General features: G+C 62.3%; 16 protein-coding genes. 10 read left to right on the top strand and 6 right to left on the bottom strand.

Features of this window, described 5'->3' with window-relative positions:
- Positions 1-207: 207 nt before the first annotated feature.
- The 4 genes from AB6O04_RS06545 (at position 208) to AB6O04_RS06530 (ending at position 5,362) form a co-directional block, all read left to right on the top strand.
- Complete coding sequence (locus AB6O04_RS06545; RefSeq protein WP_368563031.1) at positions 208-1,545, top strand: SDR family oxidoreductase; 1,338 nt, start codon at positions 208-210, stop codon at positions 1,543-1,545.
- Positions 1,526-2,002: a DUF2269 family protein gene (locus tag AB6O04_RS06540; RefSeq protein ID WP_368563030.1), complete on the top strand. Its 477-nt coding sequence runs from the start codon at positions 1,526-1,528 to the stop codon at positions 2,000-2,002. Before AB6O04_RS06545 ends, AB6O04_RS06540 begins: the two co-directional genes overlap by 20 nt.
- A gap of 961 nt (positions 2,003-2,963) precedes the next feature.
- Positions 2,964-3,638 (top strand): UdgX family uracil-DNA binding protein, encoded by a 675-nt coding sequence (locus AB6O04_RS06535; RefSeq protein WP_368563029.1) that lies wholly within the window; start codon positions 2,964-2,966, stop codon positions 3,636-3,638.
- Positions 3,639-3,760: 122 nt separating this feature from the next.
- Positions 3,761-5,362, top strand: a complete 1,602-nt coding sequence (locus AB6O04_RS06530) for an alpha-amylase family protein (protein WP_368563028.1) — start codon at positions 3,761-3,763, stop codon at positions 5,360-5,362.
- 188 nt (positions 5,363-5,550) lie between these two features.
- Here the strand turns inward: AB6O04_RS06530 and AB6O04_RS06525 are convergent, their stop codons facing one another.
- Positions 5,551-6,510 (bottom strand): TIGR03885 family FMN-dependent LLM class oxidoreductase, encoded by a 960-nt coding sequence (locus tag AB6O04_RS06525; protein ID WP_368563027.1) that lies wholly within the window; start codon positions 6,508-6,510, stop codon positions 5,551-5,553.
- A gap of 119 nt (positions 6,511-6,629) precedes the next feature.
- Here AB6O04_RS06525 and AB6O04_RS06520 point away from each other — a divergent pair, with 119 nt between their 5' ends.
- From AB6O04_RS06520 to AB6O04_RS06500, 5 genes are all read left to right on the top strand, one after another.
- Positions 6,630-7,007 carry a sensory rhodopsin transducer gene (locus AB6O04_RS06520; RefSeq protein ID WP_368563026.1) on the top strand — a complete coding sequence of 126 codons (378 nt, stop codon included), beginning with the start codon at positions 6,630-6,632 and terminating at the stop codon, positions 7,005-7,007.
- Between the two features lie 163 nt (positions 7,008-7,170).
- Positions 7,171-8,373, top strand: a complete 1,203-nt coding sequence (locus tag AB6O04_RS06515) for a D-arabinono-1,4-lactone oxidase (protein WP_368563025.1) — start codon at positions 7,171-7,173, stop codon at positions 8,371-8,373.
- Positions 8,370-8,783: a sensory rhodopsin transducer gene (locus AB6O04_RS06510; RefSeq protein WP_368563024.1), complete on the top strand. Its 414-nt coding sequence runs from the start codon at positions 8,370-8,372 to the stop codon at positions 8,781-8,783. The genes AB6O04_RS06515 and AB6O04_RS06510 overlap by 4 nt, the downstream gene beginning before the upstream one ends.
- A gap of 421 nt (positions 8,784-9,204) precedes the next feature.
- On the top strand, positions 9,205-9,978 hold the full coding sequence (locus AB6O04_RS06505; RefSeq protein WP_368563023.1) for a YbhB/YbcL family Raf kinase inhibitor-like protein: 774 nt from the start codon (positions 9,205-9,207) through the stop codon (positions 9,976-9,978).
- Between the two features lie 120 nt (positions 9,979-10,098).
- Positions 10,099-10,947, top strand: coding sequence for a universal stress protein (locus AB6O04_RS06500; RefSeq protein ID WP_368563022.1), 849 nt, complete (start codon positions 10,099-10,101; stop codon positions 10,945-10,947).
- 936 nt (positions 10,948-11,883) lie between these two features.
- Here the strand turns inward: AB6O04_RS06500 and AB6O04_RS06495 are convergent.
- A complete protein-coding gene (locus tag AB6O04_RS06495) occupies positions 11,884-12,669 on the bottom strand; it encodes a TSUP family transporter (RefSeq protein WP_368563021.1) in 786 nt (261 codons plus the stop codon).
- Between the two features lie 134 nt (positions 12,670-12,803).
- On the opposite strand from AB6O04_RS06495, the gene AB6O04_RS06490 reads away from it, so the two are divergent.
- Positions 12,804-14,135, top strand: a complete 1,332-nt coding sequence (locus AB6O04_RS06490) for a M20 family metallopeptidase (RefSeq protein WP_368563020.1) — start codon at positions 12,804-12,806, stop codon at positions 14,133-14,135.
- Between the two features lie 133 nt (positions 14,136-14,268).
- Here AB6O04_RS06490 and AB6O04_RS06485 read toward each other — a convergent pair whose 3' ends face one another.
- The 4 genes from AB6O04_RS06485 to AB6O04_RS06470 all read right to left on the bottom strand — a co-directional run bounded on the left by AB6O04_RS06485 (position 14,269) and on the right by AB6O04_RS06470 (position 17,148).
- Positions 14,269-14,667, bottom strand: a complete 399-nt coding sequence (locus AB6O04_RS06485) for a YchJ family protein (RefSeq protein ID WP_368563019.1) — start codon at positions 14,665-14,667, stop codon at positions 14,269-14,271.
- 153 nt (positions 14,668-14,820) lie between these two features.
- Positions 14,821-15,429, bottom strand: a complete 609-nt coding sequence (gene folE / locus AB6O04_RS06480; RefSeq protein WP_337343804.1) for a GTP cyclohydrolase I FolE — start codon at positions 15,427-15,429, stop codon at positions 14,821-14,823.
- Between the two features lie 187 nt (positions 15,430-15,616).
- Positions 15,617-16,894, bottom strand: a complete 1,278-nt coding sequence (locus tag AB6O04_RS06475; protein ID WP_368563018.1) for a HipA domain-containing protein — start codon at positions 16,892-16,894, stop codon at positions 15,617-15,619.
- On the bottom strand, positions 16,891-17,148 hold the full coding sequence (locus AB6O04_RS06470; RefSeq protein ID WP_368563017.1) for a helix-turn-helix domain-containing protein: 258 nt from the start codon (positions 17,146-17,148) through the stop codon (positions 16,891-16,893). Before AB6O04_RS06470 ends, AB6O04_RS06475 begins: the two co-directional genes overlap by 4 nt.
- Between the last annotated feature and the right edge of the window lie 40 nt (positions 17,149-17,188).

Raw genomic sequence — 17,188 nt, 5'->3', positions numbered from 1 at the left:
AGCGGTATGGTTCAGCGAAGGGCGGTGCTTATGCTTCGCCGGCTCGCCCCAGATCCAGTGGCTGGTCGCGTTGGTGCCGCTGCTGGCCGCACCGGTCCGGCGATGGCTTAGCCAGGAGATAACCGCCGTGGACAATACGCTCGCCAACGATCCCGAGATGCACGCACGCCGCAGCACCGTCCGCCAACCCGCGATGGGAGACAGCCGATGCGCATCCTGGTGATCGGCGCCAGCGGGCTGATTGGCAGGTCGTTGGTCCGGCGGCTGGTGGAGGCGGGACATGCGGTGGTCCTGGGCGTGCGCAACGAAGGCAAGCTTGAAGCGACGACCGCCGCACGCTTTGACGGCCTGCCGACAGTTCATGCCGACTATGCACGACAGACCACGGCCGAAGCCTGGCGGCAGCGTTTGAAAGGCATCGACGTGGTGGTCAATGCAGTCGGCATCTTCCGCGAACAAGGAAATCAAACTTTCGATGCACTGCATGTGAAAGCACCCGTCGCCTTGTTCGAAGCCGCCGTTGCAGCGGGCGTTCGCCGCATCGTGCAGATCTCGGCGCTGGGTGCGGATCCGCAATCGCCGTTCGCATACTTTTCTTCCAAGGGGCGCGCCGATGCTGCATTGGCGGCGCTGCCGATCAGTTCCGTGGTGCTGCGGCCTTCGCTGGTGTTCGCACCCAATGGCGCCAGCAGCCGTTGGTTCATGCTTTTGGCGGCGCTGCCACTGACCCCGCTGCCCGGCAGTGGAAGACAGCCTATTCAGCCCGTGCATCTGGATGATCTCTGCGAGGCAACGCTGCGTCTGATCGAAGGCGCTCGCGGCATTGGTAACGGCGATGGCGGCGGTGCGGCGATCGAAGGCGTGGTCGATGTCGTCGGCCCGGCCCCGTTGCCCCTGCGCGCCTACCTGGCCGCGCTGAAGCGCCGTCTCTGCTTTGGCGGGTTTTTCGTTTCTATTCCGCAGGCACTGGCGGTAGGCGCGGCGCGCCTGGCATCGTACTTTCCCAACACGGTCATGACACCCGAGGCGCTGCGCATGCTGGAGCGCGGCAATACCGCCGACCCGCAACGGTTCACCACGGCGCTGGGGCGCACACCGCGACCGGCGGCGGACTTCCTTGCCGACGATCAAGTCCCTGCCCTGCGCCGACAAGCTCAGTTGTCCTGGTTGGTACCACTAATGCGCTTCACAGTGGCGGCAATGTGGCTGGTCACTGCCTGGGTGTCGCTGTTCGTCTATCCGCATGAAGCCAGCCTGGCGCTGCTGGCGCGTAGCGGACTGGAAGGCGCATTGGGTATTGCAACCCTGTATGGCGCCGCAGGTTTGGACGCGCTGCTGGGCGGCGCCACGTTGTTCGTGCGCCGACGGCGGTGGGTCTATCGTGCGCAGCTGGCATTGATCGTGTTCTACACGGTGATCATCAGCCTGTACCTGCCCGAATACTGGGCACACCCGTATGGTCCGGTGCTCAAGAACCTGCCCTTGCTGGCCATGATCCTGGCCTTACACGAACTGGATGACACGCATGGATCTGGTAGTCGTTAAATTCCTGCACATCCTGTCCTCGACTTTCCTGTTCGGCACGGGAATCGGCACGGCGTTCTATCTGTTCTTTATCAGCTGGAGCCGCGATACCCACGCGGTTGCGGTAGTCGCGCGCTACGTGGTGATCGCCGACTGGCTATTCACTGCTACCACGATCGTGTTCCAGCCATTGAGCGGGTTATACCTGGCGCACAAGATGGGTTTGCCACTGTCGACGCCGTGGCTGTATTGGTCGTTGGTACTTTTTCTGTTTGCGGCGTTGTGTTGGTTGCCGGTGGTGTGGTTGCAGATGCGGTTGAGGGATATTGCGGTGGCTGCGGATCTGGCGGGCACGGAGTTGCCGAGGAAGTATTCGGCGTATCTGGGGTGTTGGGCGGCGTTGGGTGTGCCGGCATTGATTTCGTTTTTGTTGATCTTTTTTTTGATGGTGGCTAAGCGGTTTCCGTTTGGTGGGTAGATTTTGTTTTAGTTTTTTTGGGATTTGGCGCTGGCGCGGGTGACTCATTGAGACTGATGATCTACGCGCTGCCGCGGGCGTCACTTGTTCTTTGCTCGTGCAAAGAAAAGTAACCAAAAGAGGTGCTTTTCAACAGCCGAATGGCTGGTCAACACGCCCCTGGCAGCGCGCCCCTTCGGGGTACGTGTCGCCGGTGGGAATTTTCGGAAGGCACATCCATGTACCTGCCGAAAACGCCGCGCGTCCTGCGCGGCGCCCCAAGGGGTTGTACCCACCGTAAGCAATAAGCAATAAGCAATCGGCTTCATGCTATGGGCGCTCGGTACAGTCTTTTTTCTTCTACCTTTAGCTTTTCTCTTCTTTTAGCTTGCTTCCGTCGCTGGTTTACTTTTCCGTTGTTTTAGCCGGATTTTGGCCGTTGGCTATGGCTCTCGCTCTTGACTCTTAGCTCTTAGCTCTTAGCTCTTAGCTCTTAGCTCTTGATCTTCGGGGCCCCGTTTAGGCGCGGCAAGCGGGACGGGTAAAACCCCGCAAGGGGCGGCGCACAGGATGTGCGTCGTTTTCGGCAGGCACATGGATGTGCCTTCCGAAAATTCCTGGCCCGATTGCGGACCCCGAAGGGGCGCGCCGCCTGGGGCGTGTTTCTTTGCCTACTTTCTTTGCACGAGCAAAGAAAGTAGGGCCCCGCGGCAGGCGCGTAGATCATCAACCCCAATGAGCCATCCGCGTCAGCGCCTAAACGCCACACCATAATCGAGCACAAAGTTTCAGAACATCGGAGCGGAAGAGCTCGCGGCGGGACGCCGCTCCTACCTATTTCGATGATATTTATCGTCATTCACCCATCTTGGGATGAATTGCTTTTACACGGCGTTGATGCGCGCTGCGTTGTGATCGGCTTCTAGGGAACCGTCATGACGGGAGTCATCGGTTCCGACCGCTTCGCAGGAGCGAATGCCCGATGCCGCGCAAGCGCCCTCCCGATGATGACCTCGCTCCCCCGCTGGCCAAACCCGTCGACCACATCCCAGACGGATCGCTGGAATCCCTGCGCGAGCAGGCTCAAGATTGCCGCGCCTGCCCCTTGTGGCGCAATGCGACGCAGACCGTGTTCGGCGCCGGTCCGCCGGATGCGCGCGTGATGTTCATCGGCGAACAGCCAGGATCGCAGGAGGATATCGAAGGCCAACCTTTCGTCGGTCCCGCAGGGAGACTGCTGCATGAAGCGCTAACCGCAGCCGGCATCGATCCCGCTACGTTGTACGTGACCAATACCGTCAAGCACTTCAAGTACGAGCGTAGCGGCAAGGTACGGCTGCACAAGCGCGCGAATGCGGCTGAGCAGGCGGCGTGCCGGCCCTGGCTCGCGGCCGAGATGTTGCGTCTCAAACCGCGGCTGGTGATCGCCTTGGGTGCGATGGCAGCGCAGACATTGTTCGGCAATCAGTTCCGGCTGACGCGCGAACGTGGCCAATGGCGCGAGATCGGCACCGATACCCGCGCCATGGCGACGTGGCATCCATCCGCGATATTGCGGATGCGATCGCCCGGCCGGGAAGTCGCACGAGTGCATTTCTTTCAGGACATCGCCAGCGTTGCCGAGGCGATGCGAAAGGACATGCGAAAAAAGCGTTGACGGGTGCTGTAGCGCGCGCACCGCGTACGCCACGCACAAACGTCAATGGCTTGCACACATCCATCACCTGCTTTTAGCGCCGCACCGGTTACCAAGACAAGCCACTCATTCGGCTTTTCCGCATGTGGCATCACGACGCATTGATCTACCAGGTAGATCCTTCTCTCTTTCTCGACTTTGACGGCGACGGCCGCGGCGATCTGCGCGGACTGGAGAGCCGGCTGGAACATATCAGCGCCATAGGCGCCAGCACCTTGTGGCTACTGCCGTTCTATCGATCGCCATTCCGCGACGGCGGCTATGACGTTTCCGACCATCTCACGATAGATCCGCGCTTCGGCGATATCGCCGATTTCGTTACGATGATGGAACGCGCCGAATCGTTGGGCCTGCGTGTGCTGGTCGAGCTGGTGATGCAGCACACTTCCGACCAGCACCCTTGGTTCAAAGAAGCGCGCAGCAACCGAGATTCGCCATATCGCGACTATTTCATCTGGGTGGACGAGCCGCAGCCGACGGACGTGAAGCCGATCTTTCCCGGCGTGGAGGACAGCGTATGGGCTTGGGACGAACAGGCCGGCCAGTTCTACCGCCATACCTTCTATTCGCACGAGCCGGATCTGAATCTGGCCAACCCGCGCGTGCGCGAAGAGATGTATCGCATCATGGCCTACTGGCTGCGGCTGGGCGTGGCGGGATTCCGGGTGGACGCGGTGCCCCACATGATCGAGCGAGCCAAGGCCGCCGACCCGCGCGAAGATGGTTTGTGGTTGTTGGACGACATTCATCGCTTCGCCCGGCAGCGTCGTCATGGCGCGATCCTGATGGGCGAAGCCGACGTCGAGGTGAAGAAGTATCAGGAGTACTTCAGCAATGGCGACCGTCTGACCCATCTGCTGGATTTCTGGACCAACAATCATTTCTTCCTGGCGTTGGCGCGCTGCCGTGCCGAACCGCTGGTGGAAGCCTTGCTGCGCAACCCGACGCCGGAACCGCGTGCGCGACGAGCGGTGTGGCTGCGCAACCACGACGAACTGGATCTGGAACAACTGCCGGAACGGGACCGCAATGCGGTGCTGGAGGCGTTCGCACCGCAGCCGGACATGCGTATCTATGGACGCGGCATTCGCCGTCGATTGGCTCCGATGCTCGGCGGCGATGTCCGCCGATTGGCGATGACGCACGTGTTGCTGCTCTCCTTGCCCGGCACGCCGATCATGCGCTATGGCGAGGAGATCGGGATGGGCGATGATCTATCGCTGACCGAACGCAACTCGGTCCGTACCGCGATGCAGTGGTCCGGCACGCACAACGGCGGATTCTCAGCCGCCGACGAGTTGCAGGTGCCGATCATTCGCGATGGTGCATTCGGGTTTCCGAAGATCAACGTGGAATCGCAGTTCTGGCGCAAGGATTCACTGCTTTCCGTCGTCCGCACTGCCAACCATATGCGCGTAGCGATTCCTGCCTTTGGCGGCGATTGGCGGCCGGCTCGTCTGGATCAGGATTCTGTTTTTGGCTTGCGCTACGAGGACAGTGAAAGCGGATCGGATGTGATCACGCTGGTGAATCTGTCGCCCGATGCGGTAGAGGTTGGATTGCAGGAGGAAGGCGTGGAAACGATGGCCGATGCGTTGAGCGATGCGGATTACGAGCCGATTGCCGAAGGCGTGGTGCCGATCAATGGGTATGGGTATCGGTGGTTGCGGAAGCCTTATTCGTAGCAGGACCGTTGCATGTGTTGCTATGCAGATCATGCCGAGAGCCCGCGGGCCCTTGTAGGAGCGGCGTCCCGCCGCGAGCTCTTCCTGTCCGATCACGGTAGAAGCGAAGAGCTCGCGGCGGGACGCCGCTCCTACAGATGAGACCGCGTTCGCCGGCGCTTCATCGGCTGGAGAGACGCAGTGCCCCATTACGCGATTCCAGGCAGAACATGCTCACCAAAATCATCAATGAATCGGTGCTGCTCGCGATTCACGTTGTGCAGATACAGATGATCGAACCCCATCTCGGTGTCCTCTCGCAGCCACGCCAGCTGGCGCTGCAGATCGCAGGACACTCTCACCGCGCGCCGGATATCGTCCTCGCTGACCGATTCGGCGGCCGCCTCGTACTGCGCTGGCGTCGTCAGTTCCTGCGACGTCTTCGGCGGCAGTACATTCGTGCGCCACTGCTCCATGGCGCCATCCAACGCCGCTTGCTCGTCCTTCGCGTAGGACAACTTGACCTGCAGGTATATCGGCTTGCCTTCGCCGCCGCCTTCGCGGAACGCATCGACCAACGCGCGCATTTGCGGCTTTGGTTGGCTGATGGTGATCAGACCGTCCGCCCATCCGGCGGCCCAGCGCGCGGTCGCTTCGGTCAGCGCCGCTGCCAGCAATAACGGTGGCTCCGGCGGCAGCGTGTACAGCTGCGCCTTATCTATTTCGATGGCGCCCTGCCAGCTGACTTCCTCGCCGCGCCACAAGGCGCGCATCGCTGCGGCCGCCTCCTGCAGGCGTTGGTTGCGCTGCGATTTGTCCGGCCACGGCTCGCCGGTGATGGCTTCGTTGAGCGCTTCGCCGCTGCCCGCCGCCAACCAGAAGCGGCCGGGAAACAGCTGCGACAGTGTCGCCGCCGCTTGCGACAGCACGGCGGGGTGATAACGACCGACCGGCGACGTCACCACGCCGAACGGCAGCCGGGTCAGGGCCATCGCGGCGCCCAGCCAGCTCCAGGCATGTCCGCTCTCGCCCTGTGCGCGGCTCCAGGGGTGGAAGTGGTCGGAACACATCGCCGCATCGAATCTCGCCTGTTCGGCGCGCCGCACAAGATCCAGCAGTTCGCGCGGCGAGAACTGCTCGTGCGAGGCGTGATAACCGATCTTCGGCATCGACAATTCCACTGAAAATCAATGGATTCAGGATAGGTAGTGGGCGTTAACGCGGCGAGACAGGGAGGTGCTTTCATCTACACATCGCCTATGGTTGGGCCGTGATACATAGCGGAACCATGAACGGGACCATCGGACGCAAACGCTGGGCGATCGCGGAGGGCTACATCCCGGGTTGGAGCCACGGGCGGGAGCCGGAACTGCAAAGCCACGAGACCTGCTGCATCCTCAACGCTGGCGAACGCAAGGCGCACATCAGCATCACGCTTTACTTCGAGGACCGCGAACCGACCGGCCCCTATCGCTTGCAGGTGGACGCACGACGCACCCGGCATGTGCGCTTCAATGAACTCACCGATCCGGAGCCGGTTCCTCGCGATACGCCGTATGCCAGCGTCATCGAATCGGACGTCGAAATCGTCGTCCAGCACACCCGGCTGGATTCACGCCAGGCGGAGAACGCCCTGATGACGACGATCGCCTTCGCCGCGGATTAGGGCCTGGTAACGCTGGGATAGGCACCGCCGCAGCCCGATGCGTGCGGGGCAAGAAAGAACGAGGAAATGTATGTCGATACATGCCCGAGTGATAACGCTCTCCCGTGTGTACTGGGTCGCGACCCGCAGGGTTGCTCGTCCCGATAGCGTGGCCTGACGCGCCATGGCCAGCGCTACCTGGCGTAACTGGTCAGGCAGTGTGGCGGCGCATCCGCGCACCTCTCACTACCCGCGTTCGGAGGACGAGCTGACCGCACTGGTTCGTCGGCTAAGGCAACGGTCGGGATGCGCACGGATCGTGGGCACCGGCCATTCGTCCACTGGGATTGTGGATGCGCCGGATGCGCTGATATCGCTGCGCCAGTACAAAGGCATCATTTCCGTGGACGGCATGCGTCGCCGCGCGACGGTGCGCGCGGGAACTCCGCTCGACGAACTGGGCGAAGCGCTCTACGCGCATGACCTGGCCCTGCCCAACCTGGGCGACGTGGCCACGCAGACCATCGGCGGCGCCATAGGTACCGGTACGCACGGCGCAGGGCGACGGTTGCAGAACCTGTCGCAGATGATGATTGCCGTGCGGCTGGTGGATGGCGACGGCAATCTGCACGAGATCGGCGCCAACGAACCTCACAAGCTGCATTCACTGCGTGTCAGCCTGGGCGTGCTGGGCATTTTTACCGACATCACGCTGCAACTGGTGCGCAGCTACAACATCGAACGGCGGGAGTACGCCGCTGCCACCGATGATGTGCTTGAGGATTGCGAACGGTTGATGGCGGAGAACCACAGTTTCGATTTTTATTGGTACCCGCGCCGCGACGACTGCAAGATCCGTTTGCTCAACCCTCCTGGCGGCGGCACTTCCGATCTTCCTTACGCACGATTGCTGGAATGGCATGGCGGCTACGGACATCAGGTGATCCCCACGCATAGCGGCATTCCGCATCATTTCGAAGAGTGCGAGTACGCGGTGCCCGCCGAACACGGCGTCGCCTGCTTTCAAGCGGTGCGCCAGCGAGTGCTGGACAGTTGGCGCAACATCGTCGGCTGGCGCGTGCTGTTCCGCACCGTGGCCGCCGACGATAGCGATCTCAGCCCAGCGCATGGGCGCGATGTGGTCACGCTGTCGCTGCACCAGAACAGTTCGCTGCCATGGCGCGATTACTTCCGCGATATCGAACCCATCTTCCTGGCGTACGACGGTCGCCCGCATTGGGCCAAGAAACATGGACTGCAGGCGCGCGACCTGGCGCCGCGCTATCCACGCTGGGATCATTTCAAACACATGCGCGAGCGCTTCGACCCCGCGGGTACTTTCCTCAACCGCGATCTTCGCGAACTACTGGGAGTCAAACCCGCATGATTCCCAGCACCCCTTCGCGTGACGCACCACTTGGGAAACGCCGCTGGGCGATTTCCGCCGGCTGCGTGCCTTCTCGCTCGAACGGACCGGAACCGGCGTTCACCAGCCGCGATCAGTTCAGCGTGCTCAATACCGGCCCCACGCTGGCCAATCTGCGCATCCGCGTACTGTACGAGCGGCACTCGCCCATCGGAACCTACCGGCTGACCATCGCGGCACGGCGGGTGCGTGTCTTCCGCGTCAACGACCTGATATTTCCCGAAGCGGTGCGGCTGGATGAGCCGTACGGACTGTTGATAGAAAGCGATTGCCCGGTCGTGGTGCAGTTCACCCGGCACGACACCCGCCAGGCTGCTAACGCCGGCATGATGGCGATGGCATTTTCCGATACGTCGGGTCGTTCTCTGTAACAGTCGTTATATGCGTATTAGCTAAGCGCATCGGCGTCAGCTTTTTCCTTCTCCCTCCGGGAGAAGGTGGCGCGAAGCGGCGGATGAGGCGTGACATTTCCGCTTGTATTGAAGGCCGATGGCCAATCAATGCCATTCCCTCATCCATCCCGTATCAAGTGCGGGCAGGCTCTTCGGGCACATCGCTTCGCGCCCCAGCCCTGCGCAGCGTGCAGGGCATTCAGGCATGCACGAGCCAATGGCTCGTAAGCCGCATGCCTTCACCCCAAAGGGAGAGGGGAAGAATCGCTCCGTTGACAAATCCTTGCCGCATTAGCAGGTAGAACACCACGCGGAATGAATGCCGTTGCGCAGTGGGTTGCTATCGACCGGACAGCGAACACGGTACCGCTTGTTGCTAGCGCTGTGCTGCGGTAGTGCGATGGCGCAACAAGGTGACGGCACATTCGTCACCGGCTTTCTGAGCGATGGCGGCACCACGCATTTCGCGCGGCCGGTTGGACTGGCGGTGGCCAAAGACGGGGCGCTACTGATGAGCGACGACGCCAACGGCGTCATCTATCGCGTCAACTACAACGGACCCAAGAAGGCTACAGCCATGACCTCACAAACCTCTGATCGGCCGCGCGACAGCGGCCAGACGCAAACCGATCGCGGGCCCTTGGCCTCGGCACGTCCGGAAACTCAGGTCAAAGCCGGCCAAGCCAACGCCAGCTTGTCGATTTCTTCCGCCGCGTGGCAACCCGGGCAGGCCATCCCCGCCCAGTACAGCGAATACGCCGACGGTATATCGCCGCCGCTGCGCTGGAACGCAGTGGGAGGTGCCGCCGCCTACGCACTGATCGTGGAAGACCCGGATGCGAAACAGATCAAGCCATTCGCGCATTGGCTGGCGTGGAATATTCCCGCCGCCACTACCGAACTGCCGGAAGGATTGCAGGAGCAGCTACGGCTGACCGAGCCCGAAGGCGTCCTGCAAGGTGCGAACGATCGCGGTTCGCCGGGCTATTTCGGCCCCCGGCCGCCGGAAGGCGATCCGCCCCATCACTACCATTTCCAAGTGTTCGCACTGGACCAACCGCTCGACCTGCCGCCAGGCGCCGACCGCAACCAACTGCTGTCCGCCATGCGGGGACATGTACTCGCCAAGGGCGAGCTGGTGGGCACTTACCAGCAGCCTGCGCCTGGGAAGTGAGGGAGAAGCGAGCACGGCACAGCGGCTTTCTCAGAACGGTAATGCCACCAGGATCAACATAGATGGAGGAGGCGCCTGGCCCATAACGCCTGTATCGACCTATCGAATCGGAGGCCACTCATGATCCGGACCATCGTCGTTCCCAACACCGCTACCGCGGGCGATGTGGATGCGCTCAACACCGCCATCGATCTGGCAACCGATCTGGGCGCCCATCTGCTGGTGCTGGAAATAGTGAACCTGCCGGTGCCGGCGACGGGCGCCTGGGGTTTCATGCCAGATGCGGCCATGAGCGACGTCTACCAGCGGCTACGTACCCGGGCCGAAGACAACGTGACGCGGCTACGCGCGAAGTTGGAGCCCGAGCCGCTGTCGAGCGATGTCGCTGCGGTCGAGGCGCTGTTCGTCGAGCCGTATCGGATGGCGGCCCACTGCGCGCATGCCGCGGATCTGGTGGTGGTGGCGGGAGGCGGAGCCGACAGCACGGAAGCCAAGATCACGCATTCCTATTTCGCCAGCCTGTTGCTGGAATCCGGCCGGCCTGTGCTGGTGGTGCCGCCGCACTGCGACGTCGCACTACCTCCACGCCACGTGGTGGTGGGCTGGCGGCCCGGCCGCGAGGCAACCCGCGCGGTGCACGACAGCTTGCCGCTGCTGGTGTCCGCCGACACCGTCGATGTGCTGGTGGTGGAGCCCGCCGGCGCCGAGCCCGACGATGACGAAGACGATTTGCCTGGCGCGGATATCGTGGACCACCTGGCGCGCCACGGCGTCGTCGCGAACCGGGTCGTACGCGAATCGCACGGCCAATCGGTCGCCTCAGTGTTGCTGGAGCACGCGCAACTGTCGCAGGCGCAGCTGATCGTCGTCGGTGGTTATGGCCACTCGCGTTTGCGGGAGTGGGCGGTGGGTGGGGTGACGCGCGAGCTGCTTAGCGATGCGATGTTGCCGGTGTTGTATTCGCATTAGAGGGATTTTTGTTTGCGAGTCATGGCGGCTTGTCGCCGTCCTGGCGCTAACGCGGATGGCTCACTGCTACTGATGATCTACGCGCTTGCAGCGGGCGTCACTTGTTCTTTGCTCGTGCAAAGAAGCGCTTCTCAACAGCCGAATGGCTGGTCAAAGTAACCAAAAGAAAGCACGCCCCTGGCAGCGCGCCCGTTCGGGGTACGTGTCGCCGGTGGGAATTTTCGGAGGGCACATCCATGTGCCCGCCGAAAACGCCGCGCGTCGTGCGCGGCGCCCCAAGGGGTTGTACCCACCGGCGCCACCGCGCCTTAAAGGGGCCCCAAAAGCTAAGAGCAAAAGCAAGAGCGAAGGGCAAAGCGTTCTGCTTCTCGCCGTTGCTGGCGCCGTTGCTGTAGGTTTGGCTGTGGGCTGTGGGCTGTGGGCTTTTGGCTTTTGATCTTCGGGGCCCCGTTTAGGCGCGGCAAGCGGGACGGGTAAAACCCCGCAGGGGCGGCGCACAGGATGTGCGTCGTTTTCGGCAGGCACATGGGTGAGCCGGATAAAGGCAAAGCACTGCTTTGCCCCGGCGAACGGGCAAGCGCCGGAGGCGCGCGCCCCGGTCTTGGAAGCGAAGCGAGCAAGTGCCTTCCGAAAATTCCCGGCCCGATTGCGGACCCCGTAGGGGCGCGCCGCCTGGGGTGTGCTTTCTTTTGGTTACTTTGACCAGCCATTCGGCTGTTGAGAAGCGCTTCTTTGCACAAGCAAAGAACAAGTGACGCCCGCTGCAAGCGCGTAGATCATCCGCTCCGATGAATCGTCCGCGCCAGCGCAAGACTGCCCGCTATAACCCAACCCCAAGTCCAGAAAGATCGCCAGGAAGCCAAAGAGCTCGCGGCGGGACGCCGCTCCGGTGTTTCAATGATGATGGCCGCCGTTCCCGGGCCAAAAGAAACAGGCCTACACACCCAACCAAACCCGCAACGGATGCGCCGGATCCGCCAACAATCGAATCGCCAACGCCACAGAGACCGTGACCAACAACGGCTTGACCACTTTCGCCCCCTGCTTCATCGCAAACCGCGAACCCAGATACGCACCGATGAACTGTCCCGCCCCCATCACCAAACCCACCTTCCACAACACCGCGCCATGGATGAGGAACACCACAAACGCACCGACGTTGGAACCGAAGTTGAGAAACTTGGTGTGCGCCGTAGCTTTGAGAATGCCGTAGCCGGCCAGCGCGACGAACCCCAGCATCAAGAAAGACCCGGTACCGGGACCAAATACGCCATCGTAGAAACCAAGCAGCGGTACGAACGTCAGGCCGAAGACAAACGGCGTCATCTTCCGCTGCCGGTCCAGCTCACCGATGTTGGGCTTCAGGCCGAAATACACCGCGATGGCAATCAGCAGGAACGGCAGCGCGGCCTTGAGTACGCCACCTGGCACCACCGTCGCCAGCAACGCGCCTAGCGCGGCGCCCAAAGCCGCCATCAACACCATCGGCAATTGCGCCCGCAGATCGACATGGCCATGGCGCGCGTAGCTCCAACTGGCCGAGCCGGAGCCGAACAGTGATTGCAGCTTGTTGGTGCCCAGCGCTTGTAGCGGCGGGATACCCGCCAGCAGCATGGCGGGAATGGTGATCATGCCGCCGCCGCCAGCGATGGCATCGATGAAGCCGGCCAGCATGCCGGCGAAGAACAACAGCAGCAGAGCCTGCAAGGCGAGTTCGTACATGGAAATCCGGTGTGGGGTAACGGCCGACGTACCGCCATCGGCGAGAACGCCGCACGGAACGCGCGCTTATCATACGTCCCACACGCATCGCTATCCGGTTTAGCATCACGGCATCCCTTGTCCGGAGTCCGATGATGCGCATTGCTTCTCGATTTGCTGTTCCCCTGCTGGCCGTGTCGATGGTGTGCGCGCTGTCTGCCCAAGCGCAGGATGCCGCTGCTGCACAGCGCCCGGAAGTCTCCGCTGCCGCCGAAAAGCTGCAAGCCAAGGTGATGGCCTGGCGCCGCGACTTCCATCAGCACCCCGAGTTGTCGAACCGCGAAGAGCGCACCGCCGCGAAGGTCGCCGAGCACCTGAAAGCGCTCGGTCTGAAGCCGAAGACCGGCATTGCCCATCACGGCGTGGTGGCGATCATCAAGGGTGGCAAGCCGGGGCCACGCATCGCGTTGCGTGCGGACATGGACGCGTTGCCGGTGACCGAACGCAATGACCTGCCCTTCGCCTCCAAGGTCACTTCGACCTATCGCGGCGAGACCGTCGGCGTGATGCATGCCTGCGGCCATGATGCGCATACCGGCATCCTGATGGGCGTGGCCGAGGCGCTGGTGACGATGCAGGCCGACCTGCCCGGCGAAGTGATGCTGATCTTCCAACCCGCTGAAGAAGGCGCGCCGACCGGCGAAGAAGGCGGCGCGTCGCTGATGCTGAAGGAGGGATTGTTCAAGGACTTCAAGCCGGAAGCGGTGTTCGGCCTGCATGTTTTTTCTTCGATCCCGGCCGGACAGATCGGTGTGCGACAGGGACCGCTGATGGCGGCATCGGACCGCTTCGCCATCAAGGTGATCGGCCGCCAGACGCATGGTTCACGGCCTTGGGGCGGCATCGATCCGATCGTGGCGGCCGCTGATTTGATCGGCAGCGCGCAGACCGTCGTCAGCCGTCGCACCGACATCGCCAAGCTGCCGGCGGTGGTGACCTTCGGCGCCATCAAGGGTGGCATCCGCTACAACATCATTCCCGACGACGTGGAGCTGGTGGGCACCATTCGCACGTTCGATGAAGGCATGCGGCAGAAGATCTTCGCCGACCTGAAAAACGTATCCGAACACGTGGCCGCGGCGCATGGCGCCAAGGTCGTGGCGGAGGTGCCTGACCAACCGGGCAACCCAGCCACCATCAACAATCCCGAGCTGACAGCGCGCATGCTGCCCAGCCTGCAGGCCGCGGCGGGCAAGGAGAACGTCATCGAGCCGCCGTTGCAGATGGGCGCGGAGGATTTTTCGTTCTACGCGCTGGAAGTGCCTTCGATGTTCTTCTTTGTCGGCTCAACGGCCAAAGGCATCGACCCGGCAACGGCACCCAGCAACCACTCGCCGCAGTTCATGCTGGATGAGTCTTCGCTGGATTTGGGCTTTCGGTCGCTGATGCAGGTGGCGTTGGATTACCTGCATGGTGGGAAGTCGTAGAGAGCCACTTGAGATAGCTCTTCGTAGAGCCGAGCTTGCTCGGCTGCTCTTCGTTGCAGATCTCGGAATTCCTCAAGAGCAGCCGAGCAAGCTCGGCTCTACAAATAACGTGGACTAATTCCTTGCACTGCCGTCAAAGATGATCGCCATCCACGTAGAGCCAACGGCCATCACCGCGAACGAAGCGACTACGTTCGTGCAGTCGCACTGCGGGTCCTCCGCCGATGCGATAACGGGCAACGAACTCCACTTCCGCCGTGTCCGGCCCGGTGATGCGGTGGTGCTTCACGCTCAGGCCTAGCCAGGTCGTTGAGCCATCAGCTTCGTCCAGATGCAGATCGGCAGGACACGTATCCGGATGCCAACTGGCACGCAGATACGGCTCATCCTTCAACACGAACGCGCTGTAGCGCGAACGCATCAATGCTTCCGCATCCGGTGCTGCTTCGCCCGCATGGTAGCGGCCGCAGCAGGCGGTATAGGCTCGCCCGGAACCGCAAGGACAGATTGAAGAATGCGAAGGCTTCGGCATACCTGGAGCATTGTTGCATCGAGGGAGCAGGGCCGCTCTTACAAAGCGGACGCTCCTGTAGGAGCGCCGTCCCGGCGCGAGCTCCTTGTTTCTATCGCGACCTGACGGGAGAGCTCGCGGCGAGACGCCGCTCCTACCGGCTAGCGACCGCTCCTATCGTCCGCCGTTGCCGGCCTTGATGAATTGCAGGAATTCCAAACGGGTGCGGGCATCCTCGCGGAACTCGCCGAGCATCTTCGAGGTGACCATGCTGACGCCGCGCTTGTGTACGCCGCGGGTGGTCATGCATTCGTGCGCGCCTTCGATCACCACGCCGACGCCACGCGGTTGCAACACGTCCTGGATGCACTGCGCGATTTCCGCGGTCATCTTTTCCTGGACCTGGAAGCGGCGTGCATAGACGTCGACCACGCGTGCCAGCTTACTGATGCCCACTACTTTACCGTTGGGCAGATAACCGACATGCGCCTTGCCGATGATCGGCGCCATGTGGTGCTCGCAGTGGCTTTCGAACTCGATGTCGCGCAGCACGATCATTTCGTCGTAGCCGGCGACCTCCTCGAAGGTACGCGCCAAGTACTCACGCGGATCGATCTGATAGCCGCTGAACCAATCGCGGTACGCCTTGGCGACCCGCTTGGGCGTATCCAGCAAGCCCTCGCGCTCCGGATTCTCGCCGGCCCATTCCAGCAGCACGCGCACGGCGTCTTCGGCCTGCTCCTGGGTGACGTTGGGGGGGATGGGTTTGCTCTTGGGGCTCATGGGCGCGGACTCCCGTACGGGGGCGTGATGTTAACGCATTAGTGCGCGTCATCCATTGGATATGGCTTGCTCAGCCTTCGGGCGACATGTAAGCGCCGTTTCCGGACGTCTGCTCGTCGATCAACTGATCCGGTGTGGGATCAAGACATCGTCATTCCCTATCCCCTTTTTTGTTCTTAATCATCGCTCATTGAACGACTCGCAACACTCGCAGCCTATCCTCCAACGGCCCATGCACGATCTGCCGCAGCAACCGCGCCTCGCCCGGATCAACGCGGCCAGCTGCGCCTTGTTCGTATTCGTCCATTAGTTCGATGGCTTTCTGCGGCATGTCCACGCATAGCCGGTCCAGGTGGCGCGCAGTCGTTTGCTCGGGCACGCCGAGTGTCTGCCCGAAGGCAAGCACTTCGGCACGTCCGATGTCACCGAAGCGCCGCTTGCCACCCATCGAAATCACCGATTCCGCGGCGCCCCAATCCGGCGCCCGGTAGACCGCGGTGCTGAGCAGGTCGTAGTGCGGCGCCAGCTCCAGGCCATCGGCGCTAACCAGAAAGCTGAGGTTCTTCAGGTGCGCATCGCCGTTGCCGATCAGCAAGTTGAATATCTGCCAGCGCAACAAGGCGATACGAGTCGCTGCTGGGCGACGGCAAAGAATAACCAGTTGGCGCAGGCGTTCGATGGTGGCCTGCGAGTATTTGAAGGTGCGGTCCAGCGAGAGCAACTGACAAGCGTCGAGCGCGTACAGTCGGCGTGCCGCCGAGCCGTCGCCCTCGCGATCGAAACGACGCGCCAGGTATATCGGCTCCGGCAACCGTCGCACTTCCACTGCTGGTACGGGCAACCCGCAGGCTGCCGCTAGTCGCATGCAGAACCACTCGTTAGCGACGCTGTGCGGGTAATCGTCGACCCGTTCGTGGTCTGGCTTGAGCAGATGTGTGGAGGCGGCACGTCCCACCGGTTCCCACAACCGGCCCTCATGGATAACCACCGCTAGCTTGTGCTGCGCGCCGGCCAACGACATGCGCTTGGGCGCGTCGTGCGACAACGGCAGGCGCGGCAACGCACGGATACGCGCGGACAGCACCTCGTCCGGCAGAAGGCGTAAGTCCGGCGGAAGCAGCGTCTGCCCCGGCGCAAGCAAGGTCAGCGCGCCGGCGGATTCGGGACCGAATCGTTGCAATAGACCGAAGGCATCGGCGGCGTCGACCCCGGCGTCGTGCGCCACCAACTGGCGCGCGCCCTCCTCGGGTAGCAGATTGTCGAAGAACCACTGCACGGGACGCACACTGGCGCCGTCAACCACTTCGCCTTCGGCGCGCGGCAAAGACGGGGATAGGTCGTAACCGTCCTGTCGCCAGGCGGTATCGTAAGCCAGCGCCCATAAATTGCCCTGTTCGCGCAGTTCACCGATGCGGCGATCCTCCAACCAGATCTCCAGCCGACGTGGCGGCAGACCGGCATTCATTCCGATTGCCTTTGCCGGGATGTATCGGCCGCCATGTCGGCGGGTATATCCAGGCTCACGCCGATGCCGAGCTCCCGCAGGACTTCAAAGACCCGGCCCAGCTGCACGGTACCCTTGCCACGCTCGACATCGCCCAGGAATACATGGCTGGCACCGACCATCGCCGCCAGATCGTCTTGCCGCAGTCCCTGTGCCTTGCGGACTGCACGAACCCAACGCCCGACGTCACTGGCGTCCTCTATATGGACCTGCATACTGATGCTCCGAAATCTAATCCACAGTTTAGATTTCATC

The organism is Pseudoxanthomonas sp. UTMC 1351 (genome assembly GCF_040948865.1).
Lineage (GTDB): Bacteria > Pseudomonadota > Gammaproteobacteria > Xanthomonadales > Xanthomonadaceae > Pseudoxanthomonas_A.
Note: the sequence above shows the minus strand (reverse complement) of the source record. Positions and strands in the feature narration are given on the sequence as shown.

Excerpts from the sequence above, each read along its gene's own strand:
- AB6O04_RS06500 (WP_368563022.1), top strand. The coding sequence starts at position 10,099 with ATGATCCGGACCATCGTCGTTCCCAACACCGCTACCGCGGGCGATGTG.
- AB6O04_RS06475 (WP_368563018.1), bottom strand. The coding sequence starts at position 16,894 with ATGAATGCCGGTCTGCCGCCACGTCGGCTGGAGATCTGGTTGGAGGAT.
- AB6O04_RS06505 (WP_368563023.1), top strand. The coding sequence starts at position 9,205 with ATGGCGCAACAAGGTGACGGCACATTCGTCACCGGCTTTCTGAGCGAT.
- folE (WP_337343804.1), bottom strand. The coding sequence starts at position 15,429 with ATGAGCCCCAAGAGCAAACCCATCCCCCCCAACGTCACCCAGGAGCAG.
- AB6O04_RS06485 (WP_368563019.1), bottom strand. The coding sequence starts at position 14,667 with ATGCCGAAGCCTTCGCATTCTTCAATCTGTCCTTGCGGTTCCGGGCGA.
- AB6O04_RS06520 (WP_368563026.1), top strand. The coding sequence starts at position 6,630 with ATGAACGGGACCATCGGACGCAAACGCTGGGCGATCGCGGAGGGCTAC.
- AB6O04_RS06540 (WP_368563030.1), top strand. The coding sequence starts at position 1,526 with ATGGATCTGGTAGTCGTTAAATTCCTGCACATCCTGTCCTCGACTTTC.
- AB6O04_RS06495 (WP_368563021.1), bottom strand. The coding sequence starts at position 12,669 with ATGTACGAACTCGCCTTGCAGGCTCTGCTGCTGTTGTTCTTCGCCGGC.
- AB6O04_RS06545 (WP_368563031.1), top strand. The coding sequence starts at position 208 with ATGCGCATCCTGGTGATCGGCGCCAGCGGGCTGATTGGCAGGTCGTTG.
- AB6O04_RS06530 (WP_368563028.1), top strand. The coding sequence starts at position 3,761 with ATGTGGCATCACGACGCATTGATCTACCAGGTAGATCCTTCTCTCTTT.
- AB6O04_RS06510 (WP_368563024.1), top strand. The coding sequence starts at position 8,370 with ATGATTCCCAGCACCCCTTCGCGTGACGCACCACTTGGGAAACGCCGC.
- AB6O04_RS06470 (WP_368563017.1), bottom strand. The coding sequence starts at position 17,148 with ATGCAGGTCCATATAGAGGACGCCAGTGACGTCGGGCGTTGGGTTCGT.
- AB6O04_RS06490 (WP_368563020.1), top strand. The coding sequence starts at position 12,804 with ATGCGCATTGCTTCTCGATTTGCTGTTCCCCTGCTGGCCGTGTCGATG.
- AB6O04_RS06525 (WP_368563027.1), bottom strand. The coding sequence starts at position 6,510 with ATGCCGAAGATCGGTTATCACGCCTCGCACGAGCAGTTCTCGCCGCGC.
- AB6O04_RS06535 (WP_368563029.1), top strand. The coding sequence starts at position 2,964 with ATGCCGCGCAAGCGCCCTCCCGATGATGACCTCGCTCCCCCGCTGGCC.
- AB6O04_RS06515 (WP_368563025.1), top strand. The coding sequence starts at position 7,171 with ATGGCCAGCGCTACCTGGCGTAACTGGTCAGGCAGTGTGGCGGCGCAT.